The 22,024-nt window shown below is 64.8% G+C and carries 19 protein-coding genes; 11 read left to right on the top strand and 8 right to left on the bottom strand.

The window, feature by feature from the left end; translation table 11 throughout:
* Positions 1-79: 79 nt before the first annotated feature.
* The 5 genes from ACTNFJ_RS10725 to ACTNFJ_RS10705 form a co-directional block, all read right to left on the bottom strand.
* The gene (locus tag ACTNFJ_RS10725; RefSeq protein ID WP_435906264.1) at positions 80-1,384 is read right to left on the bottom strand and encodes an ATP-dependent DNA helicase; all 1,305 of its coding nucleotides are present in this window, start codon (positions 1,382-1,384) and stop codon (positions 80-82) included.
* A gap of 9 nt (positions 1,385-1,393) precedes the next feature.
* On the bottom strand, positions 1,394-2,746 hold the full coding sequence (locus tag ACTNFJ_RS10720; protein WP_435906263.1) for an MFS transporter: 1,353 nt from the start codon (positions 2,744-2,746) through the stop codon (positions 1,394-1,396).
* A 64-nt stretch (positions 2,747-2,810) separates the two neighbouring features.
* Positions 2,811-3,275 carry a DUF779 domain-containing protein gene (locus ACTNFJ_RS10715; RefSeq protein WP_435906262.1) on the bottom strand — a complete coding sequence of 155 codons (465 nt, stop codon included), beginning with the start codon at positions 3,273-3,275 and terminating at the stop codon, positions 2,811-2,813.
* A gap of 4 nt (positions 3,276-3,279) precedes the next feature.
* A complete protein-coding gene (gene adh / locus ACTNFJ_RS10710; RefSeq protein WP_435906261.1) occupies positions 3,280-4,803 on the bottom strand; it encodes an aldehyde dehydrogenase in 1,524 nt (507 codons plus the stop codon).
* A 120-nt stretch (positions 4,804-4,923) separates the two neighbouring features.
* Positions 4,924-6,267 carry a sigma-54-dependent transcriptional regulator family protein gene (locus ACTNFJ_RS10705; RefSeq protein WP_435906260.1) on the bottom strand — a complete coding sequence of 448 codons (1,344 nt, stop codon included), beginning with the start codon at positions 6,265-6,267 and terminating at the stop codon, positions 4,924-4,926.
* A 245-nt stretch (positions 6,268-6,512) separates the two neighbouring features.
* Here ACTNFJ_RS10705 and dnaK point away from each other — a divergent pair, with 245 nt between their 5' ends.
* Genes dnaK through ACTNFJ_RS10685 form a run of 4 tightly spaced genes read left to right on the top strand, consistent with a single transcriptional unit; the run spans position 6,513 to position 10,408 of the window.
* Entirely contained in the window at positions 6,513-8,360 is a 1,848-nt protein-coding gene (gene dnaK / locus ACTNFJ_RS10700; protein WP_435906259.1) for a molecular chaperone DnaK, read from the top strand.
* A 2-nt stretch (positions 8,361-8,362) separates the two neighbouring features.
* Positions 8,363-9,013: a nucleotide exchange factor GrpE gene (locus ACTNFJ_RS10695; RefSeq protein ID WP_435906258.1), complete on the top strand. Its 651-nt coding sequence runs from the start codon at positions 8,363-8,365 to the stop codon at positions 9,011-9,013.
* Complete coding sequence (locus ACTNFJ_RS10690) at positions 9,006-9,977, top strand: DnaJ C-terminal domain-containing protein (RefSeq protein WP_435906257.1); 972 nt, start codon at positions 9,006-9,008, stop codon at positions 9,975-9,977. The genes ACTNFJ_RS10695 and ACTNFJ_RS10690 overlap by 8 nt, the downstream gene beginning before the upstream one ends.
* A gap of 5 nt (positions 9,978-9,982) precedes the next feature.
* The gene (locus ACTNFJ_RS10685; protein WP_435906256.1) at positions 9,983-10,408 is read left to right on the top strand and encodes a heat shock protein transcriptional repressor HspR; all 426 of its coding nucleotides are present in this window, start codon (positions 9,983-9,985) and stop codon (positions 10,406-10,408) included.
* 49 nt (positions 10,409-10,457) lie between these two features.
* Here ACTNFJ_RS10685 and mftR (ACTNFJ_RS10680) read toward each other — a convergent pair whose 3' ends face one another.
* Positions 10,458-11,084 (bottom strand): mycofactocin system transcriptional regulator MftR, encoded by a 627-nt coding sequence (mftR, locus tag ACTNFJ_RS10680; RefSeq protein ID WP_435906255.1) that lies wholly within the window; start codon positions 11,082-11,084, stop codon positions 10,458-10,460.
* Between the two features lie 140 nt (positions 11,085-11,224).
* On the opposite strand from mftR (ACTNFJ_RS10680), the gene mftF reads away from it, so the two are divergent.
* The 7 genes from mftF (at position 11,225) to ACTNFJ_RS10645 (ending at position 19,743) form a co-directional block, all read left to right on the top strand.
* The gene (gene mftF / locus ACTNFJ_RS10675; protein WP_435906254.1) at positions 11,225-12,709 is read left to right on the top strand and encodes a mycofactocin biosynthesis glycosyltransferase MftF; all 1,485 of its coding nucleotides are present in this window, start codon (positions 11,225-11,227) and stop codon (positions 12,707-12,709) included.
* Between the two features lie 49 nt (positions 12,710-12,758).
* Complete coding sequence (locus ACTNFJ_RS10670; RefSeq protein WP_435906253.1) at positions 12,759-13,964, top strand: ABC transporter substrate-binding protein; 1,206 nt, start codon at positions 12,759-12,761, stop codon at positions 13,962-13,964.
* A gap of 42 nt (positions 13,965-14,006) precedes the next feature.
* The gene (locus ACTNFJ_RS10665) at positions 14,007-14,864 is read left to right on the top strand and encodes a branched-chain amino acid ABC transporter permease (protein WP_435906252.1); all 858 of its coding nucleotides are present in this window, start codon (positions 14,007-14,009) and stop codon (positions 14,862-14,864) included.
* Positions 14,851-16,620 (top strand): branched-chain amino acid ABC transporter ATP-binding protein/permease, encoded by a 1,770-nt coding sequence (locus ACTNFJ_RS10660; protein ID WP_435906251.1) that lies wholly within the window; start codon positions 14,851-14,853, stop codon positions 16,618-16,620. Before ACTNFJ_RS10665 ends, ACTNFJ_RS10660 begins: the two co-directional genes overlap by 14 nt.
* On the top strand, positions 16,617-17,375 hold the full coding sequence (locus tag ACTNFJ_RS10655; protein ID WP_435906250.1) for an ABC transporter ATP-binding protein: 759 nt from the start codon (positions 16,617-16,619) through the stop codon (positions 17,373-17,375). Before ACTNFJ_RS10660 ends, ACTNFJ_RS10655 begins: the two co-directional genes overlap by 4 nt.
* A gap of 35 nt (positions 17,376-17,410) precedes the next feature.
* Positions 17,411-18,562: a class I SAM-dependent methyltransferase gene (locus tag ACTNFJ_RS10650; RefSeq protein ID WP_435906249.1), complete on the top strand. Its 1,152-nt coding sequence runs from the start codon at positions 17,411-17,413 to the stop codon at positions 18,560-18,562.
* A gap of 215 nt (positions 18,563-18,777) precedes the next feature.
* Positions 18,778-19,743: a glycerophosphodiester phosphodiesterase gene (locus ACTNFJ_RS10645; protein WP_435906248.1), complete on the top strand. Its 966-nt coding sequence runs from the start codon at positions 18,778-18,780 to the stop codon at positions 19,741-19,743.
* Here ACTNFJ_RS10645 and mftG read toward each other — a convergent pair.
* Positions 19,691-21,241: a mycofactocin dehydrogenase MftG gene (mftG, locus tag ACTNFJ_RS10640; protein ID WP_435906247.1), complete on the bottom strand. Its 1,551-nt coding sequence runs from the start codon at positions 21,239-21,241 to the stop codon at positions 19,691-19,693. The two genes, ACTNFJ_RS10645 and mftG, sit on opposite strands and share 53 nt — an antisense overlap.
* On the bottom strand, positions 21,238-21,876 hold the full coding sequence (gene mftR, locus ACTNFJ_RS10635; RefSeq protein ID WP_435906246.1) for a mycofactocin system transcriptional regulator MftR: 639 nt from the start codon (positions 21,874-21,876) through the stop codon (positions 21,238-21,240). The genes mftG and mftR (ACTNFJ_RS10635) overlap by 4 nt, the downstream gene beginning before the upstream one ends.
* Positions 21,877-22,024: the final 148 nt, after the last annotated feature.

Here is a 22,024-nt window from a genome sequence, read left to right as displayed (position 1 = left end):
TTTGCTGCTTCGGTGCCCGTCGAGCAGCAGAATTTGACCTCTCGAGGGGTCGGATTTCGGGGTGTAAGGCGAGGGAAGGTCAGCCCGCGGCGGGCACTTCGTGCGAAACGATGCCGGAGTGCCCGGCCGCCCGCATAAATCGCACCACGTTCGGGTCGACGATCACGTCACGCGGCTCGAGCGGTCGGCGCAGGTAGAGCCCTTCGATGGATCGCACCCGGCTCAGGGCGACGTAGGTCTGCCCAGCCGTAAATGCCCGCGGGCCGAGATCCACCACCGCCGCGTCATAGGTGTGACCCTGCGACTTGTGCACGGTCACCGCCCACGCGAGGCGCAGCGGAAACTGCTCGAACTCGGCCACGACCTCTTTCTCGAGCTTCTTCGTCTCGGCATCGTACCGGTAGCGGTAGCGCTCCCAGGTGGTGGGTTCGACCTCGAACTCTTCGTCGCCGACCTCGACCCACACGGTGCCGGTGACGCGCGAGACGGTGCCGATAGTGCCGTTCACCCAGCGGCCGTCGGAGTCATTGCGTAGAAACATCACCTGCGCTCCCGGCTTCAACTCGAGTACTTCGTCTGCCGGGTAGGTGTTCTCGCGAAACTCGCCGTTGATTTCAGCGACCGCCTTGAGCGGAGTTCCCGTGATCTTCGCCAGGCGCTCAGCGTTGATACGAGTCACGGTGGCGTTGGTCGTGGCCAACGTAATGACATCGGTGGGTGCGGGCCTGGCGCCCGCAGCGTTCAACTCTTCGGCCATGTCGGCCGTTACTTCGCCATGCCGCACTGCCCCGAGGATCTGCTTGAAACGGTCGTCGCGCTGCCGGTGAACCTCGACGAGTTCGATGATCGCGAGCGGCGCATCGATCCATGCCTTCGCGTCGAAGAACCACAGCGACCGGTAGGTGTCGGTGAAGTAGGCGCGCTCATGTGGGTCGCGCGGCGGTACAGGTGGCAGCTGATACGGGTCGCCGAACATGATGATCTGTACACCCCCAAACGGGTCGTGGCGCTTCCCTCGGGCCTGCCGCAGGGAACGATCGATGGCGTCCATCAGGTCTGCCGACACCATTGAGATCTCGTCGATCACGAGGGTGTCGATCGCCGCGAGCATCTTCTTCAGCTCTGCGGGCTGGTCGAGGTCGTGATCCGCAATCACTCCGGTGGGCAACCGCAGCAACGAGTGGATCGTCTGGCCTCCCACGTTGAGTGCGGCGACTCCGGTGGGTGCGCACACCGCGATGATCTTGCTCGTGTGCCAGGCCAGGTGGTTCAGAATCGTCGACTTGCCGGTGCCCGCGCGACCGGTAACGAACACGTGTTCGCGCGTGTGCTCGATCCGCTCGAAGACGGCCGACTGTTCGGGACTGAGCTCGGGGCGTGACACCTGCTCAGATTACTCGGTTGCGGCGGCTGAGCGGTGCGCCGTGACCGGAAGCAGTAGGAGCAACCCCAGGAGCAGCACCATCGCGATACCAACAATGCCAAAGATCGCGGCTCCGCCTAGTGCAACTGAAGCCGTAAACGCGGCGGGCGCGAGGAAGGAAACGGCGCGGCCAGTGGTGGCGTAGAGGCCGAAGATCTCGCCCTCGCGCCCCGGCGGGATGAGCTTGGCGAGGTACGAGCGGCTCGCCGACTGCACAGGGCCAACGAAGATGCACAGTGCGAGGCCGAAGGCCCAAAACACCCAGGTGCCGAGCGGGTTCAGCAGGAACACAAGCAGCGCGCAGACGACCATCAGGATGATCGAGGTGACCATCACATTCTTCGCCCCCACACGGTCTTCCAGCAATCCCATCAGTATCGTCGCGAGGCCTGCGACGACGTTGGCTGCGATCGCGAAGATGATTACTGTTGAGCTGTCGAAGCCGAAGCTCAGCGCCGCGATGACGCCACCGAATGTGAATACGCCAGCGAGACCGTCCCGAAATACGGCGCTCGCAATGAGAAAGTACAGGGTCTGGCGGGCATTCTTCCAGAGCCCCGCGATGCTGCGGAACAGATCGCGATACGCGCTGAAAATTGTCGCCTTCTGACGCTCAGACTCTGGCAGTGTTGGGATCTCGGGCACAGCGAAGAAGACCGGGATTGCGAAGAGGGCGAACCATGCTGCGGCGATAATCATTGCGACGCGCACGTTCCAGCCGTCTTCCGAAGTCACCCCGAACCAGCCCACATCGGGAAAGATGAAGCCGACGAGGATGATCGCGAGCAGCACGATGCCGCCGAGGTATCCCATGCCCCACCCGAAGCCCGAGACTTTGCCCACGTTCGCGTTTGTCGAGATCTGCCGCAGCATCGAGTTGTAACTGACGCTCGCAAACTCAAACGCGACATTACCGATGGCGAGCAGCACGAGCCCGAGCAGGAGGTACTGTTCCGCTGGCGCGACGAGCACGAGCAGCGCGGTTGCGGCCACGACCACGGCGGTGTTGATGCCGAGCCAGGTCTTGCGCCGACCCGCAGCGTCGGTGAGTCTGCCGATCACGGGCGCGAGTATCGCAACGACGATGCCCGCGATCAGCAGTGCGGTGCCGAGGCGGGCTGAGGTAACCTCCTCGGGGCCGAATGAGGAGCTGGTCAGGTAGACCGCAAACACGAAGGTCGTCACGACCGCATTGAATGAGGCTGATCCCCAGTCCCACAGCGACCAGGCGAAGACAGTGCGCTTCTTGACCGTCACGATTCCGGGGGTGGATCCGGCCGCATTCGCCGGGTAGATCCGGCTCTGGCTCGTGGCATCGCTCATGGGGGTCACACTAGCCGATGCGAGGAACGCTCAGGTAGCGCACCGGGCCGCGTCGTCGGCCCGTTCAGAGCAACCGCGAGCGGATCAGGAACCGCTTGCCCTCCGGGGCCTCAAGGGAAAACCCGGCCCCACGTCCGGGCACCGCATCGATGGTCAGATGGGTGTGCGCCCAGGCCGCGAACTGCTCACGAGACATCCAGAAGCCAATTTCACGTGTGGCGGGTGCTCCTTCGAGCGTCGGGAGAACCAGAGTCCCGAGCAGGATGTCTTGGCCTCCCGTTCTGAACTCGCCCTCGGGGTAACACATGGGAGCGCTCCCGTCGCAGCAGCCGCCCGACTGGTGAAACATCAGCGGCCCGTGGATCGCCCATAACCGTTCGATCAGTTCCAGCGCAGCGGGGGTGAATGCAAGGCGGCTCTCCGTCTCTCCCGTGACCTCCGGCCGGGCGTCGACGCAGCCAGCAATTGGCTCCGCCGACGCCCCCGCGGGGAGGTCGCACGCATCGTCTGCGTCAACCTGCGTGTTCATCGGCTTAGAAGAATCCGTCTGCGGTTTCGCGGTAGCTCACGAGCAGGTTCTTCGTCTGTTGGTAGTGATCGAGCATCATCAAGTGGTTCTCCCGCCCGATACCACTCGACTTGTAACCTCCGAATGCTGCGTGCGCAGGGTAGGCGTGGTAGTTGTTCACCCACACGCGCCCGGCCTGGATTGCGCGTCCGGCCCGATACGCGGTGTTCCCGTTGCGGCTCCATACGCCCGCCCCGAGACCATACAGGGTGTCGTTCGCGATGCGGATCGCGTCGTCGAAATCGGTAAAGGTGGTCGCCGAAACCACCGGACCGAAAATCTCCTCCTGGAAGATGCGCATCGAGTTGTCGCCGCGGAAAATTGTCGGCTGGATGTAGAACCCACCCGAAAACTCCCCTCCGAGATCCTCGACATCACCGCCAATGAGCACCTGTGCCCCCTCCTGCTTTCCGATGTCAAGGTAGGACTTGATCTTTTCAAACTGATCGTTCGACGCCTGAGCCCCGACCATGGTGTCGGTGTCGAGGGGGTTGCCGCGGGAAATCCGCCTCGTGCGCTCCACGACCGCGTCGAGGAAATCGCCGGCGATCGACTCCTGGATCAGCGCCCGCGAGGGGCAGGTGCAGACCTCTCCCTGGTTGAGCGCGAACATGGTGAAGCCCTCCTGGGCCTTGTCGAAGTACGCATCATCCTTCGCCATGACATCGTCGAAGAAGATGTTGGGGCTCTTGCCCCCGAGCTCAAGCGTTACGGGAATGATGTTCTCGGAGGCGTACTGCATGATGAGGCGGCCCGTGGTGGTTTCGCCCGTGAACGCGATCTTGCGGATCCTCTTGTTCGAAGCGAGCGGCTTTCCCGCCTCGACGCCGAACCCGTTGACGATGTTCACCACGCCCGCCGGGAGCAGGTCGCCAATGAGCTCGAACATCACGAGGATCGACGCGGGGGTCTGCTCGGCTGGCTTCAGCACGATGGCATTCCCAGCCGCAAGTGCAGGGGCAAGCTTCCAGGTCGCCATGAGGATTGGGAAGTTCCAGGGGATGATCTGGCCGACCACTCCGAGCGGCTCGTGGAAGTGGTAGGCGACGAGATCCTCGTTGAGCTGTGAGACGCCGCCCTCCTGGGCGCGGATGGCCCCGGCAAAATATCGAAAGTGATCGATCGCGAGGGGGATGTCCGCGTTCAGGGTTTCGCGCACGGCCTTGCCGTTGTCCCAGGTCTCAGCGACCGCGAGCAATTCGAGGTTCTGCTCCATGCGATCCGCAATGCGGTTCAGGATCACTGCGCGTTCGGCGGGGCTGGTCTTCCCCCAACTCGGGGCGGCAGCGTGGGCTGCGTCGAGCGCGAGTTCGATGTCTTCGGCGGTGCTCCTGGCCACCTCGCAGAAAGCCTTCCCAGTGACCGGGGTGACGTTCTCGAAGTACATTCCCTTCACGGGGGCGATCCACTCACCGCCGATGTAATTCTCGTAGCGGCTTTTGAACGAGACCAGCGAATCTGGCTGGCCGGGTGCGGCGTATACGGTCATGTGTGTTCCCTCGACTTCGTTGTCTGGATAGTGCACGTGCGGCAACCGGCGCGTGTCGTGTGCGCTCGGTGGAATGCAGGTTACGTCGAACACCGTTGCACCAACGTTGCACGCACGTGTCTAGAGCGCCAACGACTCCAGCTTCGCGACCACGCGTGCTCGCTTGGGGCTGAGCGGTGGGAGCACGTGGAGCAGGGTCTCCCACACTTCCCGATCGTCGGTCGCCCAGGTCTGCGCGTACTCGGCGAGCGGATCCGCGGCGGCCGTCTGCAACATCGCTTCGCGTAAGGTTGCGCTCACTTCCGCACGCAGGGACTCGGCAACGGGTGCCGACGAGCTGGGCAGCACCGGACCGGCGTATGCCGCGAGAGCCAGTCGATGTGCGCCGCGGCCCAGGGCGGCGAGCATCTCGGTTGCGTCAACACGAATGGGTGCGCTCAGCTTGTACGGCCGGGAAGTCAGGGTGATGCCAGTGTGCAGCGGCTCAAGCCACTTGCGTAGCCGCACGATTTCTGCGCGGAGTGTGGGCTCGGATTCCGCCGACCCGTACACCTGCTCTGCGAGGGGGCGGGCAGGCAGGCCCTGCGGTTCGGCAGAGAGTGCGAGCAGGATCTCCGCGTGTCGACCCGTGAGCGGAAGGGAACTCGAGCCGCTTTCGAGCAGTGCCGGATCATGACCCAATACGAGGAGCCGGGGGTCGCCAGATGCTGCCCGCGAGCGCTGTCGAGGTCGTGGCTGTGAGCGATCACGTTCGATCAGAGTACGAAGCGCGTCGAGTTTGAGTTCTGCCTCGACGGCTGCGCGGGTGGCCTCAACCAGCGGAAGTACGTGGGGAGAGGCAGCGCCGTCGCCTCCGGTGACGTCAATGACGCCAAGGATCGCGCCGGTCGTGGGATCGTGCACGGGGGTTGCCGTGCAACTCCAGGCGTGTACCGCCCGGTTGTAGTGTTCGGCGCCGAGAACCTGGATGGCGTGATCGAGCGCGAGCGCGCTTCCCGGGGCACTGGTGCCTACCGCGCGTTCAGACCAATCCATGCCCGCGAGAAAGCCCATGTCGGCGGCTCGGGAGCGCAGCTGCGCGTCCCCATCGATCCAGAGCAGACGCCCGGCCGCGTCCCCGACTGCAACTATGAATCCCGATTCACTGGCCTCCTCAAGCAGGAGTCGCTGCACGACTGTCAGCACCCGACCGATGGGTTGGCCAGTCAAGATCTCGCGAAGCTCTTCTTCATCAAGCGCCAACTGGCTGGGGGTGCGATCAGGGTCTATGGTGCCGTGCTGCGCTCGCAGCCAAGAGTCAAGTACCACCGGTCGGAGCGCGGCCTGGGCGGCAGCGTGGACGCGCCGCTCCGGGTCTTCACTGAGACGCGAGCCAGCAATGAAGTGTTCGTGCGCCTGTTCCAGCTGTCGTCTTCGCTCGCGCGCGGACTCGCCCCGTCGCAGCGCTTGCCATACGTTCGTCACCTCACCCCTCCTTCGCGGCCTGGTGTTCCGAGGGTAACCGATGGAACCGGGAGGGGCTCGCCGTGATCCACAATCTGAGAGTTGAGTGAGATCGACTCAAGTTTTCCGCTTCTGACTTGACGTGATCCACTGCCCGGCTAAACTTGAGTACATCAGGCTCAACTTGACCCCTCGAGGTTGTCGCGAGCCGATTCAGACCCTGGGCCGAGCGCCCGAATCTAGCACCCACACAAGGAGAACGCACTATGTCACGAGCAGTAGGTATCGACCTCGGCACCACCAACTCGGTGGTTTCTGTCCTCGAGGGTGGCGAGCCCACCGTCATCTCAAACGCCGAGGGTTTCCGTACCACCCCCTCGATCGTTGCCTTCACGAAGGACGGCGAGGTGCTCGTTGGCGAGACCGCGAAGCGCCAGGCTGTGACGAACGTCGACCGCACTATCGCCTCGGTCAAGCGCCACATGGGTACTGACTGGACGCAGGAGATCGACGGCAAGAAGTACACCGCGCAGGAAATCAGCGCGCGCACGCTCATGAAGCTCAAGCGCGACGCAGAGACCTACCTCGGCGACAAGGTCACCGACGCGGTCATCACTGTGCCCGCGTACTTCAACGACGCCGAGCGTCAGGCCACCAAGGAGGCCGGGGAGATCGCGGGCCTGAACGTCCTGCGCATTGTGAACGAGCCGACGGCTGCGGCGCTCGCATACGGCCTCGACAAGGGCAAGGAAGACGAGCTCATCCTCGTCTTCGACCTCGGCGGCGGCACCTTCGACGTCTCCTTGCTTGAGGTGGGCAAAGACGATGATTTCGCGACCATCCAGGTGCGCTCGACCGCGGGCGACAACCGTCTCGGCGGTGACGACTGGGATCAGCGCGTCGTCGACTGGCTGATCCAGCAGTTCAAGGCGACCTCGGGCGTTGACGTGTCGGGCGACAAGATTGCTCTGCAGCGCCTGAAGGAAGCGGCCGAGCAGGCAAAGAAGGAACTGTCGAGCTCGATGAGCGCGCAGATCCAGTTGCCCTACCTCTCGCTCACCGAGAATGGCCCCGCCAACCTCGACGAGACCCTGTCGCGTGCGAAGTTCGAAGAGCTCACCAAGGATCTGCTGGAGCGCACGCGCAAGCCGTTCCTCGACGTCATCGCCGAGGCCGGTGTCAGCGTTGCAGACATCGCCCACGTCGTGCTCGTGGGCGGATCCACCCGCATGCCTGCCGTGAGCACCCTCGTGAAGCAGCTCACCGGTGGCCGCGAGCCCAATAAGGGTGTCAACCCCGACGAGGTCGTGGCCGTGGGCGCTGCTCTGCAGGCTGGCGTGCTGAAGGGTGAGCGCAAGGACGTGCTGCTCATCGATGTCACCCCCCTGTCGCTCGGTATCGAGACCAAGGGTGGTCGCATGACCAAGCTCATCGAGCGCAACACCGCGATCCCGACCAAGCGCAGTGAAACCTTCACGACGGCCGACGACAACCAGCCGTCAGTGTCGATTCAGGTGTTCCAGGGCGAGCGTGAGTTCACCCGCGATAACAAACCGCTGGGCACCTTCGAGCTCACCGGAATCGCTCCCGCGCCGCGCGGTGTGCCCCAGGTTGAGGTCACATTCGACATCGATGCCAACGGCATCGTTCAGGTTTCCGCGAAGGACAAGGGCACCGGCAAAGAACAGACCATCACGATTTCGGGTGGATCAAGCCTCTCGAAGGAAGACATCGAGCGCATGGTGCGCGAGGCTGAAGAGCACGCCGCCGAAGACAAGAAGCGCGCCGAGGCACTTGAGCGCCGCAACTCCGCTGAGCAGCTCGCCTACTCGGTTGAGAAGCTGATCCAGGAGAACGAGGACAAGCTGCCCGAGGACGTCAAGACCGAGGTGCAGGGCGATCTCGATTCGCTGAAGGAAGCCCTCGCGGGTGACGACGATCAGGCCATCAAGGATGCCGCTGACAAGCTCAACGAGAGCCAGTCAAAGCTCGGTCAGGCGATTTATGAGGCTGCGAAGGAAGAGGCTCCCGAGTCTGGTGCTCCCGCAGATGAGTCGAATGACGAAGACGTGGTTGATGCCGAGGTCGTAGAAGACGACGAGGAGAAGAAGTAACCATGACTGCTGAGGAACAGCGACAGCCGGGCGAGAACGCAGCTGGCGACGAGGTTCCCACGGCGGACCCGGCCCAGGAGGAAGCGCATCGCGCTTCCTCGCCGGGGCCGGTCGGGCCACCGCCCGAGGAGGACACCTCCGGCCCCGTGCCGCAACCAGACGAGCTGACGGTGGAGGATATCCTCGCCGCCGAGCAGTCTGCGGCTGCGGAGGGCGCGTCGGAAGCCGCGCCCGAAGACAACGTCTACCTTGAGGATCTGCGTCGCGTCAACGCGGAGTACGCGAACTATCGCAAGCGCACCGAGGCGAACGCCGAGCTCGACCGTCAGCGAACGGTCGGGTCGGTGGTGAGTTCCCTGCTTGGGGTGCTCGACGACCTCGATCGTGCCGAACAGCATGGTGACCTCGAAGAGGGCAGCGCCTTTGCGACGATCGCCACCAAGGTTCGCTTGTCCATGGAGAAGTTCGGGGTGGTGAGCTTTGGCGAGAAGGGTGAACCCTTTGACCCACAGATCCACGAGGCGATCGCGCAGGTTCCGGTGCCCGGAACTGAGTCGCCCACGGTACTCGACGTGATCGAACGCGGGTACCGCATCGGCGACGTCGAACTGCGCCCCGCCAAGGTCGCGGTGGCGGTGGACGCGGATGGCTAGCCAGGACTGGTTCGACAAGGATTTCTACGAGATTCTTGGTGTCTCTCGTGGCGTCAGCGAAGCCGAGTTGAAGAAGGTGTACCGTAAGCTCGCGCGGCAGTATCACCCTGACTCGAACCCCGGTGACACGGTGGCCGAGGCGAAGTTCAAGGAGATCAGTGAGGCGTACTCCGTGCTCTCCGACAAGGAACAGCGCGCCGAGTACGACCAGATGCGCGCCATGGGGCACGGCGGAGCCCGATTCACCTCGGGTGGCCCAGGAGGTGGCCAGGGCTTCGAGGACGTGTTCGGTGGAATGTTCGGCGGGGGTGCTGGTGGCGGGCGCGGCCCTCAGTTCAGCTATCAACAGGGTGGTGCGCAGGGCTTCGAAGATATCTTCGGAATGTTCGGTGGGGGAGGCGCTCCGCGCGGCCCCCGGCCGGGGCGCAACATTCAGGCGACCACCACACTCGATTTCGAGACGGCGGTGCGCGGCAATACGGTGACGCTGCAGTCGGCGAACGGCCAGGTGAAGGTTAAGATTCCCGCCGGCGTTTCTGATGGCCAAAAGATTAAGGTGCGGGGTAAGGGTGAACCGAGCCCCGATGGCGGGCCAGCCGGCGACATCATTCTCACTGTCCACGTGCGTAAGCACCCGGTCTTTGAGCGCGACGGCCAGAACCTTCGCCTGAGTGTGCCGGTCACCTTCTCTGAAGCCGCGCTCGGCGCCACCATTGAAGTGCCGACACTCGGTGGCGACCCGGTGAAGCTGCGCATTCAACCGGGCACCCCGAGTGGCCGTGTGCTGCGCGTGAAGGGTCGTGGCGTGCACTCCCCGAAGGGCACCGGTGATCTACTCGCCGAGGTTCAGGTGGCAGTGCCGTCGCACCTGAGTGATGAAGCGCGGGCTGCCCTTGAGGCGTTCCGTGAGCTTGAGCCACAGGAAAATCCGCGCGAGGATCTGCTGGCGCGGGCACGGGGCTGATCGACATGGGCGCAGGCCAGATGGACCGCTACACCCCGGTGTTCGCGATCACGCAGGCGGCGGAACTCAGCGACATGCACCCGCAAACTCTGCGCCAGTATGACCGGATCGGACTGGTTTCTCCGCAGCGCACGAGTGGCAATACGCGTCGCTACTCGCTGCATGACGTCGAGCAATTGCGGGAGGTCGCGCGCCTGTCTGCCGAGGGGCTCAGCCTCGAAGGCATCAGGCGCGTGCTGCAGCTCGAGAATCGCGTACGCGAGCTTCAGGCTCGCGTACGCGAACTCGAGCGTGCACTCAGCGATGAGCTGCTCAGCAGGCCGGAGCGGCGCGTGTTCGCCGCGGGAGCGGCCGGAGAAGTGATCTCAATGCGGCGGGGTGCGCGCATGCGGCGCAACGCCGAGGTCGTGGTCTGGCGCCCCGAACTCTGATGAATACTCTGCATTAGCTTCTGCGTTAGCTGCACCGGGCCTTGCCCCGCTACTGCGCAAGCGCCGCCCGCGCGCCGACCACCCCGAAGGTCGACCCGGCCGCGGCGAAGGCGCTGTTCAATAGAACGGCGAGGTCTGACGCGTCGTCGGCGAGCCAACGCTCATACGCGCTGATGCACAGCCCGAGGCAAGCCCAGGCGATGGCCTGCGGAGCGAGCGCGTCGACGTTCTCACCCCGCCGATCCGCCACGAACTCAGCGACCACCTGGCGCCACGCGGCGTAGCGAAGTGTTGAGTGCGCGGCCAGCGAGGGGACAGTGAGCAGCAGTCCCATGCGGTGGCGATGATAGGCGCGCTCGTCTTCCGGGTAGTCGTTGACTTCAATGATGACTTGCCTCAGCGCGTTCTCGATAGAAATCTCTTGATCGACGGCGGCGAGACGCCGTCGCAATGCATCGATGAGCTCATCGAACTCTCCCCAGGGCAGGTCATTCTTCGACGGAAAGTACCGGAAGAGTGTGCGTCTACTGATGCCCGCGGCCCTGGCAATATCGTCGACGAAGGTCTCGTCGAATCCGCGCTCCAGGAAGAGTGTGATTGCCGTGCGACTGATCTCGCGATGGCTGGTGGCTGGCGTGCGCCCCAGGCGGGGAGACTCGCCTGATTCCTGTGCCACAGTTGGTGAACCTTTCTGTGCGGATGCAATCTCACTCATTCTGCCAAATTTTCTTTTTGACACCTGGTGTCATTAGTATCTATCGAGGACGGTAACACCGGAGTCTGTTTCTCTGAATTCGAATCGCGAAGGGGCGGATAATGCACGAACTTCGAGGGATGCCGCCCGTCCCAGCGCCGCCAACCCGTGACCGGGTATCCGCCGAGTTTACGACCCGCATTCCACTCGCGTGGACCACCGGTGTGAGCCTGCGGGCGGGGTGCGTCGTGCTGGGCGGATCACCCTGGGAAGTGACGGTGCTTCCGCCTGCGGTTCGTCCGTTCGCGCGGAAACTCTTTGCGGCCGATCGGGCGGGGCTCACGGCCACCACGCAGAAAGAACAAGACGCGGCCGTCTTTCTGCTCGATCACGGCATCGCCGATCCGCTGCCCATCGCCGATCGCGCGGTGAATGACGTCGAGGTGGTGGTTCCCGTCTACCGCGACGCGGAGGCACTAGAGAACTGCCTGACATCGCTGAAGGTCGAGGGTCTGCCTGTCATCGTGGTCGATGATGCCTCGCCGAAGCCCGATTCGTCGCGCATCAAGCGCATCGCCGCGAAGCACGGCGCCAAACTGATCGTGCGAAAGCGTAACGGCGGGCCGGGCGAGGCCCGCACCACAGGTTTTCAGGCTACAAGCGCCCCGTTTGTTGCCTTCATCGACTCCGACGCGATTGCGAGCCCCGACTGGGTGGCGCGCCTGCGCCCACTGTTCGACGACCCGCTCATCGGTGCGGTGGGCCCGCGGGTGCGCCCCGACCTCCGAGGCACATCGACCATTGAGCTGTACGAAGAGACTCGATCGGAGCTCGACATGGGCCCCGACCCGAGCCGCGTGATGATCGGTGCCGCGGTTGGCTGGTTACCGACGGCTTCTGCGATCGTGCGGCGGGCGGCGGTCACCGATCCACCCTTTGAGCCGGGAATGCGCGTCGGCGAAGACGTCGATCTGTTCTGGCGTATGCATGAGGCCGGATGGACCGTGCGCTACACGCCCGACGTCGTGAATTATCACCGGGTGCGCACCTCACTCAAGGACTTCGCGATTCGACGTGCAATGTACGGTGGATCCGCCGCAGAACTCGAAAAGCGTCACCCGGGACACCTGATCCCTGCACGACCCTCCCTCTCGGGGCTCGCGGTGGTGGCCGCGCTCTCGACCCGCCATCCCTGGATCGCGGCCGGCATCGCAGGCTACGAGTTCGCGAGGCAGCGCCGGCTGCTCGGTCGCGAAGTGCCCGCCACGGTGGCCGCCGAGATGACCGCGCGCTCGCTGTGGTCTGACGCGTTCTGGATGGGCCACTTGCTGCGCCGGGACTGGTGGCCTGTCGGCTGGGCCGTGCTCGCCGCGACACCGAGATCGCGGCTCGCGCGCGGGGTGGCGGTCTCGATGATGTGGGAGCCGGTGCGAGATCACCTGCTCCGGCCCACGCGACTCGGACCGGTGCCCAGTCTGGCGCTCAGGATGGTCGATGACGCATCGTATGGCACCGGCGTGATTCGAAACGCGATCCGCAAGCGTGTGCCCAACGTGGTGACGCCCCGCGTGCGTTTCCCGAGCTGGCCCAAGAAATCAGATTCTTAAACCCCTTTACTTCACAGCTTTTCTGAACATCGAAAGAGGACTGCTCGACATGTCGTTGCGCCATACCCGTACCCGAAGTCTCGCGCTCGTCTCGCTCGCCGCCGTTGCCGGTCTCTTACTGGCAGGCTGCACCGCTGCGAGCGATGGCCCCGCAGCCGTTGGCGACGCCGCGAACGCGGAACCCATCCGGGTGGGCGTGGTCAGCTCGCTTACCGGCCCCGCACCGTTTCCCGAGGTTCCCGGGGCAGCGCAAGCAGTGTTCGACCGAGTCAACGCCGAGGGTGGCATAGGCGGCCGCATGATCGAGTACATCTCGGAGGACGACGGAGCCGACCCAGCTCAGGCAGCTCAGTCCGGCCGCCGGCTTGTAGACGAGAACGAGGTCGTCGCGTTGGCGGGCTCGGCGAGCCTGGTCGAGTGCAGCGCGAACGCCGCGTTCTATGCGCAGCGCGATGTGGTGTCGATTATGGGCACCGGAGTCGAGCCCAGCTGCTTTGCGTCGGCCAACATCGCGCCGGTGAACAACGGCACGATTCAGGGCTATGCAAGCCTGCTCTACTTTGCCTCGGAAGAACTGGGGCACGAACGGGTGTGCCCCGTCATTATGAACAGCGCCGGCCTCACCGACCCCTACCTCGAACTCATAGCGAGCTGGGAGAAGGACACCGGCAGCAGCGCTGCTCACATCGACACCTCTGTTGTGCTCGGCGACGATCCCACTCCCGCGATCCTCGCGGTGCGAGATGCTGGCTGTGACGCAGTGATCTTCAACGCCCACGAGGCCGCGGCGGTTGCCTTCATGAACGCCGTGAAGCAGCAGGGACTTCTCGAAACGGCCGACTGGCTGACCCTTGCCTCCGCCTACACTGAGACGGCCCTCGACTCGCTCAAGCAACAGGACACCCTCGGACTCTATGCGAACTCCGAGTTCATTCCATTTAGCGGTGATGACCCGGCGCTCGACGGACTGCGTGAGACGCTTGCCGCTGCCGACGTTCCCCTCACATCCCTGTCGATCGGCGGGGTGGTCAGCGCCGAAATTCTGGTTGACGTGCTTCGGAGCATCGACGGAGAGATCACCCGCGAATCAGTCACGGCGGCGTTCCGGTCTCTTGATGAGGTCCCTCACCCGCTGCTTGGCATGCCCTTCACCTTCGGGGAAGCCACCGCCCACCAGCCGAACCGCGCAAGCGTGATGGTGCAGGCGACCGAAAATGGATGGGAAGCGGTCAGCGACTGGGTCATCGCCCCTTAGTCTGAACAGCCATGAATCGATCGAGCGCTGAAGCAGCACTCCGTGCTTGACGGAGTCATTTCCGGCCTCGTGTCGGGATCCGCCTATGCCATCTTGGCTGTCTGCGTCGTGACGCTCTATCGGCTCGTCGGAGTGCTCAACTTTGGTCAAGCAGCGATCGGCGCTCTTGGCGCGTACTCGTGCTTTGCGTTGGCGGGTGCCGGGCTGCCGCTGCCGCTCGCCGTACTCGGAGGGCTGGCCATTGCCGGAGCTGTCGCGGGGCTCGCCGGCTGGGCGTTCGCGCGCTGGTTCGACGCACCCTCCGATACGGTTCGGGCCGTCGTATCCGTTGCGCTGTTTGTTGTCACACTCACCCTTGGGTTCCGACTCTTCGGCGATGCACCCCGGGTGATGCCGAGTCTTGTGCCCGCTGCGGCCTTCAACCTGGCCGGCGTGCGTGTCTCGCTGACCACGGTGATCGCGCTGGTGGCAGCGATCGCCATCGCTGCGGGGCTGACGCTCATCTTGCGATTCACTCGGGTGGGCCTCCGGCTGCTGGCGATGTCAGAGCGCCCCACCACCGTGCAGTTGCTCGGCATCAACACCCGCAGGCTGTCGCTCGGAGTTTGGGCGGTCACGGGAATGCTCTCAACGCTCGCGTTGCTACTCATCGCCCCGATCCGAAACCCGACCTTCGAGTCGATGTCTTTTCTCATTGTGCCGGCGCTCGCCGCGTGCCTGCTCGGGGCATTTTCAAACGTGTGGGTCGCGGCGCTCGGCGGCCTCGCTATTGGCGCTGTCGAGGGCGCCGGATCCCGAATCGACCTAGTCTCTGATTACCGCGGGGCGATCCCCTTCGTGGTGATCATTGCCGCGTTGATCTGGTTGCGCAGACGTGAGGTGTGGGATGCGGTTCGCTAGAGCAGGGGGCCTCGCGTGGTTGGTCTTCATCGCCGTGCTGCTCGCGCTGGGGCTGAGCCTCCCCATCTACTGGGTGTACCTGTTCTCCACCGTCGCGGTCAGCGCCGTCATCGCGCGCAGCATCGGGCTCGTCACGAACCAGTCGGGCATCATCACGCTGTGCCAGATGTCGTTTGCAGCGATTGGCGGTTGGGTCGTGTCGTGGATCGCTCTCGCCTGGCCCGCCGCGCCGTTCCCGCTGCTCGTGTTGATCGGGGGTGCTGCGGCAGCCCCGATCGGTTGGCTGCTCGGGGCTGCCACCTCGCGCATCCGCGGCGTCGAGCTCGCGGTGGTGACGCTGGGGTTTGCCGCCGCACTCGATCTCGTGCTTCGCCAGGGTGCGTTCCCGGGCGTCGGTTCGGGGACGCCGGTGCTTCCCTCCGCGCCCTTTGACGACCCGCGCTGGTTCTTCGCACTCGCGTGGACGCTGCTGATCATGCTTCAACTCGCGGTGGCGGCGCTCGGCCGCAGCAGGCACGGACTCGGCTGGGCCGCGATACGCACGAGCGAGCGAGCCGCCGCGGCACTCGGCGTGCGGGTGGGCCTCGCGAAAGCGAGCGCACTGGGGGTGGGTGCTGGTCTCGCCGGTATCGGTGGTGGGCTGCTCGCTGGACAGTACGGCCTGCTGACGCCGCAGGTCTTTAGCCCTCTGACTTCGATGGTGGTGCTCGCGACTGCGGTGCTGTGCGGGGCGAGCCTCTTGAGCGGTGCGGTGCTCGCCGGGGCACTTGCAGTGTTCATGCCCGAACTCCTCCGGCGAATCGGGCTACCGCTCGACCTGGGGAACGCGATGCTCGCAATTGGCGCGTTCGACGTGCTGCGTCGGGGCAACGGCGGGCTAGCGGAGCAGTTCGCCGCGAAGATTCAGGGCGGCGTCTTCCGCGACGCACGCGTCACCTGCGAGATCGGGCTGGTGCCCCCTCCCGGGGCTCCGCACGCCGAGTCGCCTCCGACCCTCGAGGTTGCGACAGAATCTCTGTTCACACAGATGTCTGGTGCGACTGGGCCCACTCGGCCGTGTCTCGAGGTCACTGCACTGACCGTCGCATACGGGCCGAACCGGGTGCTGGACGCGGTCGACCTGACGGTGGCCCAGGGCGAGGTGCACGCGCTGATCGGCCCGAACGGGGCCGGTAAGACGACGCTCGTCGACGCCGTAACCGGTTTCCTGCCGAGCTATGACGGGAGCGCCGTGCTCGATGGCGATCCACTCGAAGGGTTGTCGGCCCGCGAGCGCGCACGGCGTGGCCTGCGGCGCACGTTTCAGCACGTCCGGTCTTTCGCCGCACTGACGGTCGACGAGTACTTGCGGCTCGCCGCCGGTCGCGCTGATCTGGCAACAATTTCGCGGGTGCACGAGTTCCTCGGGCTTCCGGACGGTCGCGTGCCGATCCGCTTGATTGATAGCGGATCGCGTCGCCTGCTCGAAGTTGCCGGAGCGCTGGCCGCCCGGCCGCACCTCGTGCTGCTCGACGAGCCGGCCGCGGGCCTGGGGGAGGCCGAGCGATTGGGGCTTGCCGAACGGGTGCGTCGGATCCCTGCCGAGTTTGGCTGCGCTGTGCTGCTCATCGAACACGACATGGAGTTTGTACGTGCCGCCTCGGCGCGCGCGACGGTGCTCGACGACGGGGGCGTCATTGCCAGAGGGCCGGTCGCCCAGGTGCTCGTTGATCCGCGGGTAGAGGCAGCCTACCTCGGGCAGGAGGTCGAGCAGTGACGAGCGAATCGGGCGGGGAAGCCACGAGTGCAGAGGTGTTGGGGCCGGACGAGTTTCGGATGAACGGGCTTCGGATGGACGGGCTCACCGTGAAACGCGGCGAATTCAAGATTTGTCGCGATGTGACGCTCGCCGTTCCCGCGGGCGAGATCACGGTGCTGCTCGGCGCTAACGGTGCAGGCAAGACCACACTTTTGGATGCCATCGCGGGCGTGCTGCCCGCTGACTCAGGCACCATCGAGCTGGATGGCCATCGGATCCACGCTGTTCCGCCCCATCGCCGTGCCGCGCGCGGGCTGGCCTATATCGAGCAGGGGCGCACGGTGTTCTCGAAATTGACGGTTGCGCAGAATCTCGCGGTGGTGGATCGATCTCGGCAGGGGCGTGAACGGGCCTTCGCGCTCTTCCCCCGTCTCGCTGACAAGGAGAATCTACGCGCGGGTTTACTCTCTGGCGGAGAGCAACAGATGCTCATTATCGCGCGCGCGCTCGCTACCGGGCCGCGGATCCTGCTCGTCGACGAGCTCTCGCTCGGGCTTGCACCGCGCACGACGCAGACCCTCATGGGAACGCTCTCGAGCCTGGCGGCATCGGGAATGGGCATTCTGCTTGTTGAGCAGTTCGCCGAAATGGCGTTGCAGATCGGCACGACCGCGCACATCATGCAGCGTGGGCGCATCGTCGAATCGGAGTCGTGCGAGGTTCTGTTGCGAGATCGCGGCTCCCGCATTCGAGATGCCTTCTTCGGGACCTAGTCCTGTGCCGAGTGGGGGAGTGCGAGAATGGTGCGGTGACTGACCTCCCGGCGCTGTTTGCGCAACTCTCGCGCGAGCCAGACTTCGAGGCGGCTGAGCTGGAGGCGTTTGACGCCACCGATGAGCTGCTCCTCGAGACCGCATCCGAGTGGATCGCCTCCGGGCACGAGGTGTCCCCCGGAACAGTGGTTACCATCGGCGACCGGCACGGGGCACTGACTCTCGGCGCGGCGGCGCGTCTCGGTGCGCGCGGGATTCGCGCGCACCAGGATCCACTGCTGGGAGAGCGAGCCCTCGCGCGGAATGCAAAGCGGCTCGGGCTGAGCGACACGTTCACTTCCCACCCGCTCGATAGATCGCTGCTGGAGGGGGCTCGGCTGGTGCTCCTGCAACTGCCGCGCGGCCTCGCGGCGCTCGACGAGATCGCTCAATTGGTGGCTCGGCACACGCACCCCGAGGTGACTTTGCTCGCCGGTGGGCGGATCAAGCACATGTCACACGGCATGAACGCGGTGCTCGCGCGCAGCTTCGGCGAGGTCAGCGCGGGTCTGGGGTGGCGCAAGTCGCGGCTGTTGACCGCGTCTCGGCCCCGCCCAGTGGCAGAGCTGGGTGCGAATCGCTTTCCGGTGTGGGGGAGCGACCCCGACCTGAGTTTCCGCATCGCCGCCTTCGGGGCGACCTTTGGCGGGGCAACGCTTGATCACGGCAGCCGACTGCTGCTGCGTACGCTGCGCGACGCATTGCCAACATCCGCGTACCGTGTGGTCGACCTGGGCTGTGGAAACGGAGTACTGGCGACCGCGACGGCGCTCGCCCTCCCCGGGACGGACGTGATCGCTACCGACCAGTCCGCAGCGGCGGTGGCTGCCACGCGTCTCACTGCGAAGGCGGCCGGGGTGGGAGACCGTGTCTCGATCCACCGTGCTGATGCGACGGAAGCAGTGCCGGATCGATGGGCCGATCTCATCCTGCTCAACCCGCCGTTTCACTCGGGGGCGGCGGTGCACGCGGGTGTCGCGCACCGGCTCATCGAAGCGTGCGCTCGTGCGCTCGCGCCCGGCGGTGAGCTGCGCCTCGTCTTCAACTCTCACCTGCGCTACAGGCCCTTGGTCGAACGCGTGATCGGTCCCGTGCGAGAGCTCGCGCGCGACCGCACCTTTACCGTACTCTCCGCCATCCGCCGTTAACGTGGCTGTCACCTGACCCGGGTCGTTGCGACCTCTCGGGTATCTGATTCGAGGCGGATCGCCATTCGGGAATCGGCCCGGCCGGAGTGAGAGACCCCACGGGGTGACTGAGTTGAAGCGAAAAATTTCACCCCACCAATTATCACAAAAAGGTAACGAAAACGTATAGGGTAGTCGTCACACGCAGCGTAGCGTGAGGCGAAGGGGGAACCGGGATGCCGGTAACGAGCGAGGTGAAAACGGGTCCTCGTCCGTGCGCAGACAGCGGCACAGTCTGGCCTCCGCGCAGAAGCACGCGCCAGCGCGTCGCGCGAATCGGCATCTTCTCCTGGGTACTCACCGCCCTGTTGATCGTCGACGTTGGTGCCACTCCACACGCTGCAGCTGCAAGCACGCTGCAGGGGTACGGTGCGCTGCAACGGGATACGACTCCCGCCATCGTGTCGCATCGCGGCGCAGCCTTGCTCGCACCCGAGAACACCCTTGCGGGCATCGAAGCGGCCGTGCAAAGTGGGGCTGATTTCGTGGAGATCGATCTCCGACGCACTAAGGATGGCCGCGCCATTCTCATGCACGACCCCACCCTCGACCGCACCACTAATGGCATGGGCTGGGTGCGCGACTATACGCTCGGGCAAATTCGCTCCATGGACGCGGGGAGTGAGTTTGACCCGGCGTTCGCGGGTGAGGCTGTGCCCACCTTCGAAGAGGCCGTCGCGATGCTCGAGCCCGCACCGGTTGCCGTGTTGGTCGAGCTCAAGGACGACTGGAGCGACGCGCAACTTGTACCCGTGGTGGATCACCTGCGCGAACGGCAAATGGTCAATCGCGTCGTGCTGCAGTCGTTCAATCTCGCCACTATGGAGGCCCTGCAGCGGGTTGCCCCTGAGTTCGCACGGGCGTTGCTCACGCGAGAGCTCGGCGATGAAGTCGTTGACCTGGCGCTCGAACTCGGCGTCTCAGGCGTCGGAGCAAAGGGGGCGCTGTACGCTGCGGTGCCGGGTGCCGTCGAACAGCTCCGTGCGGAGGGGCTCGGTGTCGCTGTCTACACTCTCAACACCCCCAGCGAGTGGCAGTTTGCCACTGATAGTGGCATCGACTTGGTGATCACCGACGACCCGGCGGCTCTCAGGGATTGGCATGAGGAGCGCGTATCTGCCGCGCAATCAATTCCCCAATAAACACCGCGGTATTGAAGGTCCCGCGAGAGGGAACGGTCGGCAGGAGCGAGGTATCGGCAACCCGCAACCCCTCGATGCCATGCACACGCCCCGCACCGTCGACCACGGGGCCCATTGGCGCTGATCCACTGAGGTGAATCGCAGTGCCTAGATGCGAGCGAATCCAGGCATCGAGCAGCTCGTCGTCCGCGAGACAGACAGCGTCGAGGGATGCAAATCGTCTGAACAGCGGGGCGAATGCCTGCGAGCGCAGCAGGTCAGCGGCAGCGCGCACAGCGATTCGCATGCGTGCGACATCCGCAGAATCCTCAAGATAGCGATACTCGATGCGAGGCTGAGCGAGTGGATCGGCGCTCGCGAGACTCAACCGTCCGCGCCCGCGCGGTTGCTGCAGCGCGACGAAGAGTTGCATCTCACCAGCCCTTTTGGCGGGTCCCGCCTCGTCTTCGTCCCCGGGCGTCCCCTTCGTCTTTCCCGTGAACAACGCGCTCGCAGACTTCACCGACAGCAGCACCTCGATGTCGCCCTCGGGGTGCTCGGCCGCGGGGCCTGACGAGTCGAAATTTAGCGCTGCGGGGAACGCGAAGCGCTCGCGCTCATCGAGGAGCGGTCGTGTGGGGATCCAGTCGACAGTCAGGTTGGGATGGTCGCTGAAGCCCTGACCGACGGGAAGATCTGTGACCACCGGAATTCCGAGGTCTGTCAGGTGCTCGGCAGGCCCGATGCCACTGAGCATCAGCAGCTGAGGCGTGGCGACCGAACCTGCGCAGAGCACCACCTCGTCGGCAGAGATGTCACCCGTAGATGTCTCCACCCCGGTCACCCGGCCAGCCGCGAGGCGAAGGCGCAACACGCGCGTGTCGCCGAGGACGCGGAGGTTCGGGCGATCTCGCGCGGGCTCGAGATAAGCCATTGCCATATTTACCCGCACGCCATCGATAATGTTCGACGGCACTGGGCCAACGCCGGGCGCGACTCCCGTGGCATTCTTATCGGGCTCGGCGGAGAAGCCGAGCTCGCAAGCCGCGCGGTAAAAGGCCGTTGTGAGCACACCGGTTTGATCGGGCCTGGCCACGCGAACGGGGCCGCGTGCACCGTGCCCTGGTTGGTCGCCGAAGTCGATGTCGTGCTCGAGCGATTGCAGCAGTGGCAGCGCGCGTTCGTAGCTCCATTCGGCACCTCCGACCTCGGCCCAGCGCGTAAAGTCGGCGGGGCGCCCTCGAACGAAGTAGCCGCCGTTGATCCCGCTCGATCCTCCGAGCAATCTGCCGCGGGGCACCGTGTGTGGAACGTCCTGCATCAGTTCTGCCGCGTACCCCCAGTTGGCGAAGTGTCCCGGCACCACTGCGGGAAGGGTCGCGCCGTCGAGAAGCTCTTGCGGAGTAGGTCCTGCCGCGCCGGCTTCGATGAGCGTGACCTGGCGTAAGGGGTCTTCGCTCAACCTCGCGGCGAGCGCGGATCCTGCCGCGCCAGCTCCGACGACGAGCGTGTGGGTCATGCCTCAGCGATCCCCGGCGTCGGCCTTGCATCAGCTACACCGAAGATCGCTTCTGCGGTGCCGAACGAGGTGTCGAGTAGCTCGAGCAGATCGGCCTCTTCGTGTGCGAGCCACTGCTCGTACGCGCCGAGGCAGATCCCAAGGCACGCCCACGCAACGGTCTGGGGGGTGAGATCATCGGGGCGCTCGCCGCGACGATTGGCGACGTACTCGGCGATGACCGCACGCCACGCAGCGTAGCGCAGCGTGGAATGGGCAACCAGGGATGGCACGTTGAGTAATAGCCACATGCGGTTGCGGTGGTAGGGCAACTCGTCGGCGGGGAACCTATTGAATTCGATGACCGCTTTTCGCAGGGCCTCGATCAGGGGCTCCCGGTGGTCGATCTCTTCGAGGCGATCGCGCATTCTCGCGAGAAGCGCCTCAAATTCCCCCCACGGCAAGTCATTTTTCGAGGGGAAGTAGCGAAAAAAGGTGCGGCGTCCGATACCGGCCGCAGTCACAATTTCGTCGATGGTGGTGCGATCAAAGCCGCGTTCGAAGAAGAGTGTGAGGGCGATGTGGCTGAGCTCTCCGTGTGTTGTGGCTGGCGCTCGCCCGCTGCGCGGCGTCGGCGCCGGTGAAATGCTACTCATTGCTTCTCCCTCCTGGCTTTCCCGATTCTCCCAATTTACCGACTGTATACCCGATGCGCGCCGGCCACCCCTTCCAATTGGCACCAAGTGCCATTAGGCTCGGTTGAACACGGTGCGGAACAACGGGGCGACGCACGAGGCCGCGGAA

This window comes from Leucobacter shiyiweii (assembly GCF_052446065.1).
Taxonomy (GTDB): Bacteria; Actinomycetota; Actinomycetes; order Actinomycetales; family Microbacteriaceae; genus Leucobacter.
This window is presented reverse-complemented; position numbering and strand designations above follow the sequence as displayed.

Excerpts from the sequence above, each read along its gene's own strand:
- ACTNFJ_RS10720 (WP_435906263.1), bottom strand. The coding sequence starts at position 2,746 with ATGAGCGATGCCACGAGCCAGAGCCGGATCTACCCGGCGAATGCGGCC.
- ACTNFJ_RS10715 (WP_435906262.1), bottom strand. The coding sequence starts at position 3,275 with ATGAACACGCAGGTTGACGCAGACGATGCGTGCGACCTCCCCGCGGGG.
- adh (WP_435906261.1), bottom strand. The coding sequence starts at position 4,803 with ATGACCGTATACGCCGCACCCGGCCAGCCAGATTCGCTGGTCTCGTTC.
- dnaK (WP_435906259.1), top strand. The coding sequence starts at position 6,513 with ATGTCACGAGCAGTAGGTATCGACCTCGGCACCACCAACTCGGTGGTT.
- ACTNFJ_RS10695 (WP_435906258.1), top strand. The coding sequence starts at position 8,363 with ATGACTGCTGAGGAACAGCGACAGCCGGGCGAGAACGCAGCTGGCGAC.
- ACTNFJ_RS10690 (WP_435906257.1), top strand. The coding sequence starts at position 9,006 with ATGGCTAGCCAGGACTGGTTCGACAAGGATTTCTACGAGATTCTTGGT.
- ACTNFJ_RS10685 (WP_435906256.1), top strand. The coding sequence starts at position 9,983 with ATGGGCGCAGGCCAGATGGACCGCTACACCCCGGTGTTCGCGATCACG.
- mftF (WP_435906254.1), top strand. The coding sequence starts at position 11,225 with ATGCACGAACTTCGAGGGATGCCGCCCGTCCCAGCGCCGCCAACCCGT.
- ACTNFJ_RS10670 (WP_435906253.1), top strand. The coding sequence starts at position 12,759 with ATGTCGTTGCGCCATACCCGTACCCGAAGTCTCGCGCTCGTCTCGCTC.
- ACTNFJ_RS10660 (WP_435906251.1), top strand. The coding sequence starts at position 14,851 with ATGCGGTTCGCTAGAGCAGGGGGCCTCGCGTGGTTGGTCTTCATCGCC.
- ACTNFJ_RS10645 (WP_435906248.1), top strand. The coding sequence starts at position 18,778 with ATGCCGGTAACGAGCGAGGTGAAAACGGGTCCTCGTCCGTGCGCAGAC.
- mftG (WP_435906247.1), bottom strand. The coding sequence starts at position 21,241 with ATGACCCACACGCTCGTCGTCGGAGCTGGCGCGGCAGGATCCGCGCTC.
- mftR (WP_435906246.1), bottom strand. The coding sequence starts at position 21,876 with ATGAGTAGCATTTCACCGGCGCCGACGCCGCGCAGCGGGCGAGCGCCA.